We start from the raw sequence: 16137 nt of genomic DNA, 5'->3' as shown, positions 1-16137 counted from the left end.
TCGCACCGATATTTATCGTTTGCGGGGTCCAAACACACCCGCGTCAAACGTGATCGTGTCGTTACCTCCATTCGCGTTGGCGTTACCGATAGCTCCGCGCAGGCTGCAATCACCCAACGTGCCGCCCGTACATGCATTTAGAGCAGCGTTGTCAACCGTCGTGTCGACCGAATAGTTCAAGTTCGCGAAATCGTTGTCCGTGATCGCAATATTCTGAAAAGTAGTCGCACCAAGCGTTATTCCCGCTGACGGATTGCTCTCGGTGATCGTTGCAGTTTCCGGGCCCTCGATATCGGTATCGTTGACCACCGTGAATGTGGCCGTACCGATCGTCTGGCCATTTAGGATAGTGATGGTCGTCGGTGCGAGGGAGTAATCACCGGCAGTAATTCCGGTTCCCGTCACCGCAAGATCCACTGTTTGATTACCCGTAACCGGGCTCGAGGCGGTCGCGGTCACCGTGATCGCGGTCGCCGCCGCCTCTGTCCCGGCGTTCGCACTGACCGACAGGTTAACCGACGGTGGAGGGTCAAGGGCAAAGACCCACGCCGCCCCGTGGACTTCGCCTAGGATTTCGTTGTCAGTGTATCCCCCGATTATCGCCGTATTTCCGTCGGCTGAGATCGATACCGAAAATCCCTGGAGAGCCGTCCCGGCGTTACCCGTTCCGACAAGTTTGCCGCTCTGCTGCGTCCAGACGCCGCCGCTCCGTGTCCAGACCCACGCCGCCCCCTGGCCGCTGTTGTCGTTTGGCCCCCCGACCAACGCCCTATTTCCGTCGGCTGAGAGTGAGACCGAATTGCCTTGAAAAGCCGCCGCGCTGTTATCCGCGACAAGTTTGCCGCCTTGCTGCGTCCAAACTCCGCCGCTCCGTGTCCAGACCCACGCCGCCCCCTGAATGCCGTTGTCAGTGTATCCCCCGACTATTGCGGTATTTCCATCGGCTGAGAGTGAGACCGAATTGCCCTGCTGAGCCGCCCCAGCGTTACCCGTGCCGACAAGTTTGCCGCCCTGCTGCGTCCAGACGCCGCCGCTCCGTGTCCAGACCCACGCCGCCCCCTGGCCGCTGTTGTCGAACTCCCCGCCGACTATCGCCGTATTTCCGTCGGCTGAGAGTGAGACCGAATGGCCTTGCCCAGCCGCCCCGGTGTTACCCGTACCGACAAGTTTGCCGCCCTGCTGCGTCCAAACGCTGCCGCTCCGTGTCCAGACCCACGCCGCCCCCTGGGCGCTGTTGTCAAGGTATCCCCCGACTATCGCCGTATTTCCGTCGGCTGAGAGCGAGACCGAATGGCCTTGCACAGTCCTCGCCCCGATGCTACCCGTGCCCACAAGTTTGCCGCCCTGCTGCATCCAGACACCGCCGCTCCGTGTCCATACCCACGCCGCCCCCTGGGCGCTGTTGTCGTTTACCCCTCCAACCAACGCCGTATTTCCGTCGGCTGAGATCGATACCGAATAGCCCTGCTCAGCCGCCCCGGTGTTACCCGTGCCGACAAGTTTGCCGCCCTGCTGCGTCCAGACACCGCCGCTCCGTGTCCATACCCACGCCGCCCCGTGGCCGCCATTGTCAGCGCGTCCCCCGATAAGAGCCGTATTCCCGTCGGCTGACAGTGAGACCGAATAGCCCTGCTGAGCCGCCCCGGCGTTACCCGTGCCGACAAGTTTGCCGCCCTGCTGCGAAGAGGCAAGTATCGCCATCAGATCCGGTGCGTGCCCTTCGGCTGTCGCCGTCTCATCAGTGAGCGCGATGGTGCCCGTTGGCGTCGTCGTGGACGCCATTCCAAAAAACTCACCCACAGACCGGATAAACCCAAAGCGTGGCGATGCCCCAGCCGTTGCAGTCAGAACAAGCCCGCTAGCGAGGGCGATCAGGACAAAACCATTAACAACGGCAAAACGTGATGGACGGCGGTTTTTCAACATCTTAGATCTCACTCCAACAAAATATTCCCTTTACGTGACTAAACGACTTTTGAATGAAAAGAGGGGCATGAGCGCCGGAAAATAGTTTTTTATTTCGACTTACTGTTTTATACTAGGCGTGTAAATCCGGCGTAAAAGAAAATCGAACGATGGATGATGCCTCGCATCAGATCACAATTCTTCTGACTGACTGGAGCAAGGGCGACGAACTTGCACTTGAGCAGTTGATGCCGCTTGTTTATGACGAGCTGAGGCGGATGGCGAGGAGCTATATGCGAAGCCAGCCGTCCGGGCATACGTTTCAGACAACGGAGCTGATCCACGAAACCTACGTAAAGCTCGCCAAGCAGGACGGACCAAACTGGCAGAACCGAGCGCATTTTTTCGGAGTTGCCGCGCAGGCGATGCGGCATATTCTGGTCGATTACGCGCGCTCGAAGAAACGCCAAAAACGCCGTGGCTGGCGGGATCGAGTGACGCTAGCCGACAGCATGGCAGTTTCAAACTTTAAGTCAGATCAGATCGTCGCTCTGGACGACGCTTTAACGACGCTGACCGCTCTCGATGCACGCAAGGGCCGCGTCGTCGAGCTCAAATTCTTCGGCGGGCTAACGATAGAGGAGATCGCCGAGGTACTGAAGATATCGACCGATTCGGTGAAACGTGACTGGCGTTTTTCGCGGAGGTGGCTGATGCGTGAATTGGCCTTGATTTCTTAAGGGCCGCGATCTCAAATGGCCCCTTCCTTATGAACCCGGAACGCCTAAAACAGATCGAAGAGATCTACCACGCCGCGTCTGAAATGCCGGACGCTGAGCGTGAGGCTTATCTCGTTGAAAAGTGCGGCGATGACAACGATCTTCGGAGTGAAGTCGACTCACTCCTCTCGATTGAAAGCTCTTCTGATGTCTTTATCGACGCCTCGCCGGCTTCGCTGGCCGCCGATATGTTTTCTGTCGAGGAAAAACCGGCCAACCTCGTCGGAAAAGTGGTCGGACATTATAAACTCGTTAAACTCATCGGCACGGGCGGTATGGGCGAGGTGTATCTCGCAGAGGATTCGATGCTTCGGCGTAAGATCGCACTCAAAATATTGCCATCGAGGTTCGAGAACGATCCGGAACGAAAAAAACGTTTTGAAAAGGAAGCCCGGGCCGTTTCAGCACTAAATCATCCAAATATAATCACGATCCACGAGATAGGAACGGTCGAAGACTTCAGCTTCATGGCGACCGAGTATATTGACGGGCAGACACTTCGTAAACTGATCGCCGAAAGGACGTTTTCGTGGCAGGAAGCCGTCAAAATTGCCATTCAGATCGCCGACGCCATGGAGTCGGCGCATTCGGTCGGCATTATCCACCGCGACATCAAACCAGCCAATATTATGATCCGCCGCGATGGGATCGTTAAGGTGCTGGATTTTGGCCTGGCGAAACTGACCTCACCGGATTCGAATGATCTCGAAACCCGCGAACACACCGCCCCGCATCGCGTGATGGGCACGATCAACTATATGTCGCCCGAGCAGGCGATGGGCGAAATAATTGATGAGCGTACCGACATTTTTAGTTTCGGCGTCGTGCTTAATGAAATGGCTCACCGGCGTGTCGCCATTCACGGGCGCCAGTGATAGCTTAATTGCTAAATCTGGAGTTCCTAAGACTCTGCCCTCGATCTCAGAATCAAACCCTGACATTCCTTCCCCGCTGGACCAGATCGTCAAACGAGCGCTGAAGAAAGATCGTGACGACCGATATCAGTACTTTTCACAATTGCGCAACGACCTTAAAGGGCTTCTCCGCGATTCACACACCGAGTCGTTCGATTATTCCTTTGACAACAGAACCCTGCTGCAATCGGACCCTGACAAAGACACGCGAGGCGCGAGATCAACGAAGAATATCGCTGCGGTCCGCAGGATTTCCGCCGCCTGGGTTATCGCTCCGGTCTTGCTGATCGCTCTCGCCCTTGCGGCATATTGGGAGTTTTTGTATGCCGCGAGTGACGGTATCAACCCTTTTCAGTCGACAAAGCTGGACATTTTGACCGCTCACGGCCTTGCCCTTGCCGTTGCGATCTCGCCTGACGGCAGATACATTGCCTACGCAAAGAGCGAGGAAGATGGACGCCAGAGCGTTTGGCTGCGCCAAACGGCCAGCGTCGGCGATACGCAAATTTCCCCTCCGGGCCAGACGAAATACGATTTTTTGAAGTTTTCACCCGATGGGAATTCACTGTTTTCGGTCGCGACCGAGGGCGAAGGCCAGCCGCCGTCGCTTTTTCAAATGACGACCCTCGGGCTTAATCGCCGCAAAATGGTCGCCGACGTTAACAGCCAGATCACCTTCTCGCCGGACGGAGCCAACGTTGCGTTCATCCGCGTCACAAAAGCCGATAATTCGATCATCATCGTTGATAATCTGGGAGCGAACGAGCGAATTTTGAAGACCCGAACATTTCCCGAGGTTTTTGGGGATGAGATTTCATGGTCACCGGATGGACGCCTCATCGCTGCTCCAACGCTGACCCGCGGCGCGACGTACGCGGGCGGAATGGCCGTGGTCGACGTTGCTACCGGTACCGAAACCCGAATTCCATTGAAAGAAGTGAACCTGCTGCGCATCAGCCAACTCGCCTGGGTCAACGATGGCCAGGGGCTGATCTATATGCCCTATGCCGCGAATATGGGACAGCGTTACCAGATCCGATATGCGGCTTATCCGACCGGCGAGATCCAAAATGTCACAAATGACCTCACGAGCTACGATGATTTCAGTATGACGGCTGACTCGCAGACTATCGTTGCAGTACAGCGTGAATATTCGATGGGCATTTGGCTAACGGCGGAAAACGATTTTTCGACGGCGGTCGGGATTAACTCAAAAACGGCCGCAGATGATGGCGAACGCGGTGTTACGTGGACGAAGGATGGCAGGATCGTTTTTGTTTCCAGCGAGGGCGGGGCTCAAAATATCTGGCGAATGAATCCCGACGGCAGTGATCCAAAACCCCTGACCACCGACTATAAGGTGGGAAAGGCGTATCCGTCACTTTCGATGGCTGGTGACGCGATAACTTATCATTATCGAGACACTGACCCGGTTACCAAGGAGCCCTTGCCGGGCAACACTTTTTATCAGATGGACTCAGACGGGCAGAACAGCCGTCGTTTAATAGCTCATCATGACGTTGCGTACGCAACAGCCTCTGTAAATGCAGAATGGGTGGTTTACACCAGCCGAGCAGACGGGATATTGCGGATCTGGAAAGCACCGATCACCGGAGGCGAGGCCGTCAGGCTAACGGATGTCGATTCCACCTGGCCGGCACTATCGCGGGACGGCCGAACAATCGCATATTTTATCAATGAAAAAAGCCAACCTTTAAGAATCGGCATCAGCTCGATAGACGGCGGCCCACCGCTTAAGACCATTGAACTCCCCTCGACAACAACCATCGACGCCGGCCTCGCATGGAATAAGGCCGGCAATGGCGTCCTCTTTGTGAATACGCTCGGTACTACTTCAAATATCTGGACCCAGCCGCTCGATGGAACAAAACCGTCTCAACTCACCGCCTTCAAGGAGTTTCAGATCGCCAGTTTCGCCCTTAACGCGGAGGGCAATCGACTGGCCGTCGCCCGCGGTTCGCGAAATCGGAATGTTGTGTTGATAAAGAATATTGAAAAAAAATAAATATTAGACTTTAGGCCATTGAGAACTTTTATCAACTTGGTTCGATCTACACATGTCAGAGACGAAACTATCAGAAACCATCATTTGTTTTTGTTGCATAGCGATTTGGTTTGGTCAAAAAGAAAGCGAATCGCTTCAAATAAGTGTATACAATATTGATTTCTTATATATTGTATTTAATAGGGTTATGGCGTCACTTGGCTCCGACCCTCGGCATACCCCTTCGTTTTTAGTTTCGAGACTTGGAACCTTCATCAACAAAACTATCCGCGTAATAACGGACAGTTTTAGGTCATACACTAATTAGGTCGAAAGGACGGCGAAGCCCTTGCCTGGGTCTATGCGAGAGGAACTCTGTCGGCTCTGGAGCTCGTGCGAGGGCGTGGAAAACGCTCGAAGATGCTGCGCGATTATCACAAACTTTGATAGGTCTAGGAAAGCCCGGGGAAATGATTCTAACTTAGACGCGTATGTGTCCTCGGTACAGATATTAGCCTTAAGCCTTTAAAACACTTCAAAAAAGGCAGATCTTCACGGGGCAAATCAGTCCCAAGCAGCCTCGATAGATGACGAAAAGGCGGGCCCGCGAGCCCGCCTTTAGTTTTTGATCTTTCGATCGTCAATGGTTATTCCAAGCCGACCAGATTTACGTCGCTGAGGTTTTCCGTTAGGCTCACCTTTTGTGTTGCGAATCTGTAGCGGCGGCTGGTGACTACGAGCATGTAGTCTTTGCCCGTTTCCAGTCCTCGAACGTGTAGTTTCCGAAAGAGCTGGTGACCGTGGTGCGTCTGCCTCCCGCCGTGTCGATCAGGGTGACCGGAGATCGAGGCTCCGTCCAGCAGTGTGCTGCCCGTGAAGGAGACCAGGCCGTCTGTCCAGTACATCAAGATAAATCAAGCCGGTGCGATCGCGTTACCGCCCGCAGATATTTCCGGAAGGGTTGTGACGCCAACCGGCTTAGGATTGCGGAACGCTGTCGTCATTCTCACTGACGCAAACGGAAATCGTTGCACCGCGACAACAAGCTCGTTCGGTGTCTACACTTTCACTGGAGTCGCGCCCGGGAGCGGATATATCTTGAGCGTCTCATCCAAACGCTATCGATTTGCGCCAAGAAATCCCGAAATCGTCTTTTCATTAACAGACGTTGACTTTGTAGGTTTGGAATAAAATCAACTTGCCGACCAATGACTATTTAACGAAGGAACTAGGCCGTCGTCGCGTGTTCTTGTTTTTTCAAAATACCGATCACTGACCCACGCGAGATCTTAAGTCGCTTGGAAATTTCAGAGTTGTTCATACCCTGATCGCGAAGTTTTTGGATTTCTTTGAGTTTTAAGGCAGCGGTCTTTGGGCGTCCATGCGGCCTCCCTTTTGCCCGAGCATTAGCTATGCCCGCAATAACCCTTTCGCGAATGATATCTCGCTCGAATTCTGCAAACGTCGACAACATGCCTGCCATTGCCCGACCAAGCGGAGTTGAAAAATCCAGAGACTCAGTCAGCGATATGAACGCGACGCCAAGATCTCTCAGCTCGTTAAGCGAAGTGATTAAATCGGCCAAACTCCGACCAAATCTATCGAGCTTCCATACCAGGACCGCGTCGATCTGTCTTCGTCTGGCCAACTTTAACAGCTCTTCCCTTTTCGGCCTTGTCTTTGCGCCGGAGCCGACTTCTTGAAATTCGGCGGCTAATGTCCATCCACGATTCGCTATGTACTCCTTCATTTGTTCGATTTGCATCGGAAGAGTTTGCTGATCGATCGTCGACACTCTCGCGTATATTCCAACTCTCATAAAAATGAGAATAAACGACTTTCCTCATAGTGTCAAATAACTACAGTTTTTTGACAGCCGTCATCCATCTCTTGAAATCTCGGTAAACACTGAAGTATTTTGGGGCAGAAATGTCGGGGTTTTTTGACACTCAGTAGATGGGATTCTTTGGGTTGTCTCACTCTTTAGCGGGATGTGATTGTCTCCACAGTTCCCATATCGAGCTTTGTTCTTAAAAATCTAGGTAGGACATGCTCGATTGCGCTAAAATGTCGGAAGTTCTCATGCCAAACCAAAATCCAGAACAACTCGCCCGCGATAATATCGATGCGCAATTAGTTGCGTGCGGCTGGGTTGTGCAGAGGAAAAACGAGATCAACCTTGCTGCTAATGACGGCGTTGCGGTACGCGAGTATCAGACTGACGTTGGGCCGGCAGATTACGTCCTGTTCGTCGACAAGAAGCCTGTTGGCGTAATCGAGGCAAAGCCCGAGGACATGGGGTATCAGCTCACAGTGGTCGAAGAGCAGTCGGCCGACTATGCGCAGGCCAAACTGAAGTATCTGAATAACGATCCGCTGCCGTTCGTCTACGAAAGTACTGGCGAATTGACCAGATTCACGGATTATCGCGATGATAAGCCTCGATCCAGAGTAGTTTTTTCGTTTCATCGACCCGAGACGTTTCGCGAGTGGCAAAAGGGCCGAACGTTGCGGAATAGTCTTCAAAGCCTTCCTGAGCTGCCCGAGACCGGCCTGCGTGAGTGTCAAATTGCGGCTATAACCAAACTTGAGCGTTCGTTCAAAGCGAACAAGCCCAAGGCCCTGATTCAGATGGCGACTGGTTCCGGGAAAACATTTACTGCTATCACGTTTATCTATCGGCTGCTGAAATACGCTGGGGCGAAGCGTATCCTATTCCTCGTCGATACCCGCAATCTTGGTGAACAGGCCGAGCAGGAGTTTCGGGCCTTTCTGCCGAATGACGACAACCGCCTATTTACAGAGCTGTACGGAGTCCAGCGGCTCATCTCAAGCCATGTGCCGACAGACAATCAGGTATATATCAGCACGATCCAGCGCCTTTATTCTGTATTGAAAGGCAGGGAACTAGAGGACGCGGCCGAACAGGTAAATCCGCACGAAAACTGGCAGCCAAGGGAACCGCAGCCCGTCGAGTACAGCGAAAAGCTTCCGCTCGAGTTCTTTGATTTTGTAGTGATCGACGAATGCCACCGATCCATTTACAATCTCTGGAAGCAGGTGCTCGAGTATTTCGATGCGTTCCAAATCGGCCTAACGGCGACGCCGGATAACCGCACTTTCGGCTATTTCAATCAGAACGTGGTCAGCGAATACACCCACGAACAGGCGGTTATTGACGGGGTGAATGTAGGCTTCAACAATTATCTGATCGAAACCGAAATCACTCAAAAAGGAGCGGCGATCTGGAAGGGCGAGTACGTCGATCATCGCGAAAAGCTATCGCGTAAGAAACGCTGGGAGCAGCTTGAGGAAGACGTTGCATACACTGCCAAGCAGCTCGACAAGGATGTTGTCAATCCGAATCAGATCCGCACCGTGATCCGCACGTTTCGAGAACACCTGCCGGGGATGTTCCCAGATCGCATCGATGCTGACGGCAATTTCGAGGTGCCCAAGACGCTGATCTTTGCAAAGACGGATAGCCATGCCGACGACATCATCAACATCGTCCGCGAGGAATTTGACGAGGGCAACCGGTTCTGCAAGAAAGTTACGTACAAGACTGAGGAAGACCCGAAATCGATTCTGGCGAGCTTTCGAAACGAATATTACCCGCGTATCGCCGTCACGGTTGATATGATCGCGACGGGCACGGACGTAAAGCCGCTCGAAGTGTTGCTCTTCATGCGTGACGTTCGCAGCCGCAATTACTTCGAGCAGATGAAGGGCCGTGGTACTCGCACTATAGCTCTCGACGACCTCAAGAAGGTGACGCCGACCGCCAAGTTTGCCAAGGACCATTTTGTCATTGTTGATGCTGTCGGCGTGACTAAGAGCATAAAGGCCGACAGCCGCCCACTTGAGCGCAAGCCAAGCGTCGCTCTCAAAGACCTCATGCAGGCAGTCGCGGTCGGTGTACGTGACGAAGACACTTTCTCGACGCTCGCTGGTCGATTGATACGACTCGATAAGCAGATCAGCGACAAGCAGCGTGAGATCTTTAAGGAAAAGACCGGCGGCAAGACGGTTTCTGAGGTCGCGGCGGCACTTGTTCGCGCACACGACCCTGATACCGACGATGTTATTCGAGCACAAGTCACAAGCGAAACACCTGACTTGGCACCCGAGGCGATCGAAAAGGCGGTCGATGAGCGGCGAAATGAGATGATCGAGCAGGCGGCTGAGGTCTTTACGGGTGATCTGAGTGAATACGTTGAGAACGTTCGCAAATCGCTCTACCAGATCATCGACACGATCAACCCGGACAAGGTGTTAAATGCGGGCTGGAACGAGGACGAGGCAGAGCGAGCAAACTCGCTTATCGCGGATTTCGCGGCGTGGATCGAAGAGAATCGCGACGAGATCACGGCGTTGCAGATTTTCTACTCACAGCCGTACCGCCGCCGCGAGCTGACCTACGCGATGATTCGTGACCTGTGCGAGATACTGAAAACCGAGCGGCCGACGATCGCACCTCTCAACGTATGGCAGGCTTACCAGCAGCTTGGCGAAACCGATGGAGCGGCAAAGACCGAACTTACTTCGCTTGTCGCTCTCGTGCGGCGGGTCTCCGGCATCGACGCACGCCTAACCGATTACTCAAAGACGATCGACCGCAATTTTCAGAACTGGGTATTTGGTAAGCAGGCAGGCCCGGTAAAGTTTAACGAGGAACAGATGGCGTGGCTCCGCATGATCAAGGATCACGTCTCAAACTCATTCCATATCTCGCGAGGTGATTTTGAGTTTGAGCCATTCGCTCCCGTAGGCGGCCTCGGGAAGATGTATCAGCTTTTTGGTGAACAGATGGAACCAATCATTGTGGAATTAAACGAGGCTTTGGCAGCGTAATGAATCAAGACACGTTACCGAAAACTTGGGAACTAAGGCCGCTCGAAGAAGTGTGCACAATAATCATGGGCACGTCCCCTCCGTCAAGTACGTATAACTCTGACGGAAACGGTTTGCCATTCTTTCAGGGGAAAGCCGATTTTACTGATTTGCATCCCGTTGCCAGAAAATGGTGTACAAGTCCTGAACGTATCGCAGAGCCGCAGGACATACTTCTTTCAGTCCGTGCCCCCGTAGGGGCTGTGAATGTTGCGGACGAGAAAAGTTGTATAGGTCGAGGACTTGCAGCACTTCGGTATTCTAACCATAAGTTTCTTTTCTACTATCTTTTAGGTATTAAAGAAGAACTTGATCGCAAAGGAACGGGCACAACGTTTAAGGCTATTTCTGCTGGAACGGTCAAAGAAATCAACTTCCGCTCCCACCTTCGGGGGAGCAGGAGCGGATCGTTGCCAAGATCGAGGAACTCTTTTCAGAATTGGACGCCGGAGTCGAAAGCCTCAAAAAAGCCCAGACCCAACTAAAGACCTACCGCCAAGCTGTCCTCAAACAAGCATTTGAAGGCAAACTATTCGTACCCCAAGATCGACCAAAGTGGCAGTCCGCTGATGTGAGTTCAAATGTGGCAAAAATGAAGAAAGATCGAGAATGCGAATTGGAAAAAGCCGGCATTCGGTCTCGACAATCTTCACCCGTCTCGGTTGCGAGCGAGACATTAGGCGAGTTGGCAGAAGGATGGGTTTGGGTAAGGCCCGATGATATTAGCGCCCCGGAAAAATACGCTTTGGGTATAGGTCCCTTCGGTAGCAACTTAAAAGTAAGCGACTACCGAGAAAGGGGCGTTCCGCTAGTATTCGTAAAAAACGTGACCAGAAATGACTTTAATCGTGATGTTAAATTTATTGATAACGCGAAATTTGAAGAACTCATTGCCCATTCTGTTAAACCTCTTGATCTAGTGATCACTAAGATGGGTGACCCTCCGGGGGACTGCGAAATTTATCCCGAAACCGCCCCACCGGCAGTCATTACATCGGACTGTTTGAAATTCAGGATCTGGGATAAGTATGCTAACAGGAAATTCTACCGGTATTGTATTGAGTCTCAAATGATTCGGAAGCAGCTTGGTGTTATTACGAAAGGAGTAGCTCAGAAAAAGATTAGCCTTGATAGATTTCGTTCAATTTTTCTTCCATTTACGACCAAAGAGGAACAGGATCTGGTGGTCGAAGAAATCGAAAGCCGTCTGAGCGTCTGCGACAAACTCGAAGAAACGATCGCCGCGAGCCTCAAACAATCCGAAGCCCTCCGGCAAAGTATTCTGAAACAGGCATTTGGCGGGAAATTAGTAGATCAAGACGAGAACGACGAACCCGCCTCGGTGTTACTCCAGAGGACTCGATTCGAAAGAGAAGCAGTTGAGGAAGAGCAAAAAAAAAACAAGAAAAAAACTAAGAGGGCAGGAATGACTGAAAAACTCAAGACGATCTTAGAAATCCTACAGGAAAGCCGAGGACCAATACCGACCCGCAGGGTTTGGCAGGCTTCCACCCATAAAGACGACATCGACGCATTCTACGTTGAACTCAAACAGCTTTTCGACCAGAAGAAGATTAAAGAGACAGAACGAGATGGACGGGAGTCGTTTCTTACTCTTGCCGCTTAAAAATGAGAATCGACAAGGTTTACATAAAAAATTTCAAGAACCTCCGAGAGTTCAAGATCGACCTCGATGAGACCGAGATGAAGACCGTTTTGTTAGGACAGAATGCGTCTGGTAAATCGAATTTCATCGAAGCCATAATACTTATCTTCAAGTATCTCGATCTAAGTAACGGGACCACAAGAAAGTATCCCGAGTTCGATTTTGCTATCGACTACAAAGTCAAAAGAAACCACATTAGAGCGATTTGCGAAAACAGTTCGTACAGCATCGAAGTTAATGGTCAAGCCTTAAGCCTGAAATCATTCTTTTCCGATGAGGGGAAATTGAAGTACCAGCCGAAAAACGTCTTTGCGTATTATTCTGGTATCTCAAATAAACTGAAAGAACTTTTCTGGGACCATCAGAATAGGTTTTATGAGGAAATAATAAAGCCCGACTTTGACGCGAAGCGTATAGACGATCTTCGCAAATTGTTCTACGTTCAACTCGTCCATTCCTACTTTGTCCTGCTTGCCTATTTCTCATTCGAGACCGAGGAAAAGGACTCTGTTGCCTTTCTTAAAGGGGTCCTCGAAATCGAAGATTTGGAGTCTGTTCTTTTTGTCCTAAAAAAACCCGATTGGGCCGAATCTCGGGCTAGGAAAAATCCGTCGGATATTTTCTGGACAGCAGAAGGTTTGGTGAGAGATTTCCTTGATTTATTGTGGAAATATTCAACCGCGCCAATTTCTAATTCTGAGTCTATTAGAACTGATTTTCGCTCGCATGTTACCGAGGACCGCCTTTATGTTTTCATAAAGGACAAAAAACAGCTCAAATCCTTGGCACATAACTATCAACAGAATACGGAATTTTTTAAGGCTCTTGAAAGTACGTATATTTCGAAACTGATAGCCGAAGTTAGAATCAAGGTCAAGAAAAAGAACGTCGATTGCAGTATAACGTTCAGGGATCTCAGTGAGGGTGAACAGCAACTTCTGACCGTCCTTGGATTATTGAAATTTACAAAGGACGAAGAGTCATTGATTCTGCTGGACGAACCGGACACACATCTTAATCCGATTTGGAAATGGCAATACCTCGAATTTTTGGAAAATGTGGTTAAGCGACCAGAATCGACGCAAATCATTATAAACACCCACGACCCACTGGTCATTGGAAGTCTCAAGAAAGGGGAAGTGAGGATTTTCAGAACTGATCAATCTGGGAATATTTACACCGAAGAACCCGATATGGACCCGCGCGAACGAAGCGTCGCGGGCATACTAACTAGCAAACTCTTTGGGTTGCCGTCAGTAATGAGTAAAGAGGTCGAGGACAAGTTAAATCGAAAACGCTTCCTCCAGTCCCAAATCGAAAGAGAACAACTGTCGCCCAATGAGATCGTCGAGTTTGAAACCCTTCGAAATGAACTTGATGACATAGGTTTCTATGACACCACGATTGACTCTCGATACAACAAGTTCTTAGAGCTAACAAGCAGGCATCCAGTTTTTCAGAAATCGATTTTAACGAAAGAGGAAGAGGCAGAACTCGAAAGAATATCGCAAGAGGTCGCGAACGAGATTCTTAACCCGGCTTGAAAAGTATGCGATATATTCAGAAAGAAGAATTGGTGAACGAGAAGCTGATCCGAGCGTTTGAACGGCTTGGGAAAATCTACGTGCGTAAAATGGAGGCGATGACTACCGACGAACGCAAACAATTCATTCGCGATCGAACAATTTGGAACAGATTGCAAGAACTAATGTTTCACTTATCTCGCTCAAAATGTTGGTATTCAGAAGCCCCGCCCGGCGCCGGAGATTATGAGATTGATCACTTTCGCCCCAAGAACCGGTCGAAGCAATTTGATGGAAGTGTGCTTAGGGCAGATGGCTACTGGTGGTTAGCTTTCGACTGGACTAATTACCGCTTAAGCGGTGGACTTGTAAATAAGAGGCGTCGGGACCGGCTAGGTGAGAATGAGGAAGTTAAGGGCAAAGGAGATTACTTTCCGTTAGATTTCGAAAATGGTAGCCAAGTGGCCGAATACGGAAGGAACCTGAACATTGAGCTTCCAATTTTGTTAGATCCTACGGTGTTGTACGATACATCGCTGATCTCCTTCGATAAGAACGGACAAGTAATAATACCTTCTGGCATTCCTGCTTCGGATAGATTCCGGGCTGAAAAATCTATTTTCTTTTATCATCTGGATCTCGAACAACTCGACTTGTATCGGGCTCAAGTTTGGAAAGTCTGTGAAGATGAACTCAAGGACTTTCATGAAGCAGTGACCGATGCTCCAAATGAGCACACGAAGCGTGAGGTGCTGAGAAAAGCAGGAAAGCGCTTGATTGAAATAACCGGCAAGGAAGCACCCTTTTCACGCGTCGCTTGGGCATGCATTGAAGCCAACCTTGAGACGTATTCGGCGTGGTTGCGGAATCTTCACCGCGCCCTCGTGTAAAGAAGGTTACAAAGGAGTGAAATTGATGGAATCACAAGGCCTGATTCAAAAGGTTTGGAGTTTTTGCAATGTCCTAAAGGATGATGGCGTCTCTTACGGCGATTACTTGGAACAACTCACATATTTGCTGTTCTTAAAAATGGCGGATGAATACAGCAAGCCACCTCATAATCGACCGTTGGGTATTCCGGCTGAGTACAGTTGGGAAAGTCTGACCGGGCTTCGCGGCGCGCCACTTGAGATTCACTATGTAAACGTCCTTCGAAATCTCGGCAACGAAAAAGGCATCCTCGGACAGATCTTCATTAAGAGCCAGAACAAGATCCAAGACCCCGCAAAGCTCTTCAAGTTAATCGACATGATCGGCAAGGAGACTTGGACGGTGATCGGCGCCGATGTGAAAGGGGAAATCTACGAGGGCCTGCTCGAAAAGAACGCCGAGGACACCGAGAGCGGTGCTGGACAATACTTCACGCCAAGGCGACTTATCGAGGCAATGGTTGAGTGCATTCGCCCTGAACCGATGAAGACGATCGCCGACCCCGCATGCGGCACCGGCGGCTTTTTTCTGAAGGCGTATGACTTTATCGCAGCGAATTATGATCTGGACAAGGAGCAGAAAGAGTTCTTGCGGTTCAAAACGTTCTTCGGCCACGAGATCGTCGCCTCGACGCGGCGCCTGGCGCTGATGAACCTCTTCCTGCACAACATCGGCGATATCGATAGCGATAACTTCATCTCGCCGGCCGATGCCCTTATCGCCGCCGACGGGCAGGGTTTCGATTACGTCTTGGCCAACCCTCCGTTTGGAAAAAAAAGTAGCCAGACCTTCACCAACGACCAGGGAGAACAGGAAAAAGAAGACCTGACTTACAACCGGCAAGATTTCTGGGCGACTACGAGCAACAAGCAGTTAAATTTTGTACAGCACATCAAGACGATGCTCAAGACGACGGGACAGGCGGCAGTCGTCGTGCCCGACAACGTACTATTTGAGGGCGGAGCAGGCGAGACCGTCAGAAAGCGGTTGCTCGAAACTACTGATCTTCACACCATCTTGCGGCTCCCAACCGGCATCTTCTACGCTCAAGGCGTAAAGGCAAATGTGATCTTTTTCGACGCCAAACCCGCCGCCGCAAAGCCGTGGACAAAGGAGGTCTGGTTCTACGACTATCGGACGAATATTCACCACACACTCAAGAAAAATCCGCTAACGGCCAGTAGCCTGAAGGACTTTGTCGAGTGTTACAACCCAACTAATCGCCACAAACGGCAAGAGACTTACACTGACACCAACCCCGACGGCCGCTGGCGGAGCTTCACCTACGACGAGATCACCGCCCGCGATAAAACGAGCTTGGACATAAGTTGGATCAAAGATCAGTCACTCGCCGATCTCGACAATCTTCCAGATCCAGATATTCTTGCCGGCGAGATAGTTGAGAATATTGAAGCCGCCCTTTCTAATTTTAAGGCGATCCAGATCGAACTCGCCCGGTGATCTAGGGGTTGCTTAAAGGTCAGCCAGGACCGGCCCTTCCGAATATTGGATAGCCCGGTGA

13 protein-coding genes are annotated in these 16137 nt (G+C 51.1%); 10 read left to right on the top strand and 3 right to left on the bottom strand.

Annotation, left to right across the window (positions count from 1 at the left end; genetic code table 11):
* Positions 1-12 precede the first annotated feature (12 nt).
* Positions 13-1926 (bottom strand): hypothetical protein, encoded by a 1914-nt coding sequence (locus IPG22_13930; protein MBK6589386.1) that lies wholly within the window; start codon positions 1924-1926, stop codon positions 13-15.
* Positions 1927-2075: 149 nt separating this feature from the next.
* Here IPG22_13930 and IPG22_13925 point away from each other — a divergent pair, with 149 nt between their 5' ends.
* Genes IPG22_13925 through IPG22_13915 form a run of 3 tightly spaced genes read left to right on the top strand, consistent with a single transcriptional unit; the run spans position 2076 to position 5624 of the window.
* On the top strand, positions 2076-2645 hold the full coding sequence (locus IPG22_13925) for a sigma-70 family RNA polymerase sigma factor (GenBank protein MBK6589385.1): 570 nt from the start codon (positions 2076-2078) through the stop codon (positions 2643-2645).
* Between the two features lie 29 nt (positions 2646-2674).
* Positions 2675-3559 (top strand): serine/threonine protein kinase, encoded by an 885-nt coding sequence (locus tag IPG22_13920; protein ID MBK6589384.1) that lies wholly within the window; start codon positions 2675-2677, stop codon positions 3557-3559.
* Complete coding sequence (locus IPG22_13915; protein MBK6589383.1) at positions 3516-5624, top strand: PD40 domain-containing protein; 2109 nt, start codon at positions 3516-3518, stop codon at positions 5622-5624. Before IPG22_13920 ends, IPG22_13915 begins: the two co-directional genes overlap by 44 nt.
* Positions 5625-6250: 626 nt before the next feature.
* Here the strand turns inward: IPG22_13915 and IPG22_13910 are convergent.
* Positions 6251-6508 carry a hypothetical protein gene (locus tag IPG22_13910; protein MBK6589382.1) on the bottom strand — a complete coding sequence of 86 codons (258 nt, stop codon included), beginning with the start codon at positions 6506-6508 and terminating at the stop codon, positions 6251-6253.
* On the opposite strand from IPG22_13910, the gene IPG22_13905 reads away from it, so the two are divergent.
* Positions 6477-6794, top strand: a complete 318-nt coding sequence (locus IPG22_13905; protein ID MBK6589381.1) for a carboxypeptidase regulatory-like domain-containing protein — start codon at positions 6477-6479, stop codon at positions 6792-6794. The genes IPG22_13910 and IPG22_13905 overlap by 32 nt on opposite strands.
* Before the next feature lie 37 nt (positions 6795-6831).
* Here IPG22_13905 and IPG22_13900 read toward each other — a convergent pair whose 3' ends face one another.
* Positions 6832-7422 carry a recombinase family protein gene (locus IPG22_13900; GenBank protein ID MBK6589380.1) on the bottom strand — a complete coding sequence of 197 codons (591 nt, stop codon included), beginning with the start codon at positions 7420-7422 and terminating at the stop codon, positions 6832-6834.
* Between the two features lie 263 nt (positions 7423-7685).
* Here IPG22_13900 and IPG22_13895 point away from each other — a divergent pair, with 263 nt between their 5' ends.
* Genes IPG22_13895 through IPG22_13870 form a run of 6 tightly spaced genes read left to right on the top strand, consistent with a single transcriptional unit; the run spans position 7686 to position 16076 of the window.
* On the top strand, positions 7686-10457 hold the full coding sequence (locus tag IPG22_13895) for a DEAD/DEAH box helicase family protein (GenBank protein MBK6589379.1): 2772 nt from the start codon (positions 7686-7688) through the stop codon (positions 10455-10457).
* Positions 10457-10981 carry a restriction endonuclease subunit S gene (locus IPG22_13890; protein MBK6589378.1) on the top strand — a complete coding sequence of 175 codons (525 nt, stop codon included), beginning with the start codon at positions 10457-10459 and terminating at the stop codon, positions 10979-10981. The genes IPG22_13895 and IPG22_13890 overlap by 1 nt, the downstream gene beginning before the upstream one ends.
* On the top strand, positions 10936-12123 hold the full coding sequence (locus tag IPG22_13885; GenBank protein ID MBK6589377.1) for a restriction endonuclease: 1188 nt from the start codon (positions 10936-10938) through the stop codon (positions 12121-12123). Before IPG22_13890 ends, IPG22_13885 begins: the two co-directional genes overlap by 46 nt.
* A 2-nt stretch (positions 12124-12125) precedes the next feature.
* Positions 12126-13706: an AAA family ATPase gene (locus tag IPG22_13880; GenBank protein ID MBK6589376.1), complete on the top strand. Its 1581-nt coding sequence runs from the start codon at positions 12126-12128 to the stop codon at positions 13704-13706.
* Between the two features lie 5 nt (positions 13707-13711).
* Positions 13712-14575, top strand: a complete 864-nt coding sequence (locus tag IPG22_13875; GenBank protein MBK6589375.1) for a hypothetical protein — start codon at positions 13712-13714, stop codon at positions 14573-14575.
* Between the two features lie 25 nt (positions 14576-14600).
* Positions 14601-16076 carry an SAM-dependent DNA methyltransferase gene (locus IPG22_13870; protein MBK6589374.1) on the top strand — a complete coding sequence of 492 codons (1476 nt, stop codon included), beginning with the start codon at positions 14601-14603 and terminating at the stop codon, positions 16074-16076.
* The last annotated feature ends 61 nt before the right edge of the window (positions 16077-16137 follow it).

The sequence above is a fragment of the Acidobacteriota bacterium genome (assembly GCA_016703965.1).
Taxonomy (GTDB): Bacteria; Acidobacteriota; Blastocatellia; order Pyrinomonadales; family Pyrinomonadaceae; genus OLB17.
This window is presented reverse-complemented; position numbering and strand designations above follow the sequence as displayed.